A 1,442-nucleotide genomic window follows, 5' to 3' on the forward strand; every position below is an offset into this window, starting at 1 on the left:
TCTGGATTGAAATCGCACGAATAAGAAACAAAAAATAAGCATATCAAGTCGCTCCAGACAACTCGCGCAAGCGCTCGCGTCTGAGCTCGGCGTTCACTAAAAATGAAATCACCCATTGCAGCTCTACTACTGATTTCCATAGGACCATTCCTGTGTAGTGCTGGCGTTGTACAGGAACGTTTTCTCGAATTAACAACCGAAGCCTCTAAGGTCACGATTGAGCGAGCCAGTTCAAAAAAGAATAAACATCGATTATCTTACTCCACAAGCGATCAAGAGACGATTGAGCGATTCAAAGAAAAGATCGAGTTATTAGACCCAGTACCTGAGTTTACAGCAGATGGACATGAGATCATTTCTTCCCCCTGCTTTTGCGTCGCCGAATACGTATTCACCTTTGAAGGTGAAGGAATGGATACAGTAGTTTACTACCTTCACCACCATAACGAAGTTACTATTGGAGAAGATTATGGATTGGGATACGCAACTGACGTAGCACTGACGAAAAGGAGCAAAAGAAAGCTACGATCGTTTTTGAGAACTAGAAATTACAAAAAAGTGAACCAGACGTCGCTCACAACTTCGGCCGCTGCGCGTCCTACGTCGTGAGGACTCGACGTTAGCAGAAAAGAGAGAATCTGATTGTACCAGTTTTAACGTAACTCTTTTCGAACCCCCAAACCGACACGCAATGAATAAACCAACTCTTATAACTGCCATTACTATCATTTCAGCCCTTTATCCTGAAGCCTTAGCCGGAGAAAAGATAGAAGGCTCAATTTCACTCCTCTACATGAGCGGATCTGGGTCACCCGATGCTCCCTATTCAGGGATTGCCGATTCTAAAGATTACAATGGGCTAGTCCCCCGATTGTCCATTTCATACCTCTTCAATGACCGCATCGAGCTATTCGCAAGCTACACTGAATTAGGAAAGCTGGAGACCAACTGGATCGGCAGTCAACAGCCACCCATAATAGGAGAGCCTGGTCGCGAAGTCATTACCCCATTTGAGGTCGAAGAGGAAATGAAATCAATCGGATTCGGATTTGCATATAACCCCGAAATTGGTAACGGTATCCTGAGATTCGGCATCGGTTCCGAAAATATCAAGAATGACCATAACGGCTGGTTGAATAAGAAAGAAAAGGATTGGTCGTTGTCTGCATTCATCGGATACAAGTTCTTGATAAACGACTCGATTTCATTGTCAGCCGACTACCTGCAGCTTAATCCCCCTGGAAAGACTCTCCATTTGGCAGGCGGATCTTTCAAATGGAAATTCTAGTGCTAACAAGTCGTGTCATACAACTCCGAGGGCTGCGCCCTCTCCGCGTATGCACTCGACGTTAGCCACTTATGAAGAAAATTATATTGAGAGAGTTTTAGATCCGAAGGAGGCAACATCCTCGGACAGTGAACTAGACTTCTTGACCTAGAGA

Annotated in this window: 2 protein-coding genes; both read left to right on the top strand. The window is 44.8% G+C overall.

Annotated features, from left to right (window positions below; genetic code table 11):
- Positions 1 to 102: 102 nt before the first annotated feature.
- A complete protein-coding gene (locus tag QEH53_RS23720; protein WP_309025719.1) occupies positions 103 to 609 on the top strand; it encodes a hypothetical protein in 507 nt (168 codons plus the stop codon).
- An 82-nt stretch (positions 610 to 691) separates the two neighbouring features.
- Positions 692 to 1,288, top strand: coding sequence for a hypothetical protein (locus QEH53_RS23725; RefSeq protein WP_309025720.1), 597 nt, complete (start codon positions 692 to 694; stop codon positions 1,286 to 1,288).
- The last annotated feature ends 154 nt before the right edge of the window (positions 1,289 to 1,442 follow it).

This window comes from Pelagicoccus sp. SDUM812002, from assembly GCF_031127835.1.
GTDB lineage: Bacteria > Verrucomicrobiota > Verrucomicrobiia > Opitutales > Opitutaceae > Pelagicoccus.

Coding starts and splice junctions, on each gene's coding strand:
- QEH53_RS23720 (WP_309025719.1), top strand. CDS start 103: ATGAAATCACCCATTGCAGCTCTACTACTGATTTCCATAGGACCATTC.
- QEH53_RS23725 (WP_309025720.1), top strand. CDS start 692: ATGAATAAACCAACTCTTATAACTGCCATTACTATCATTTCAGCCCTT.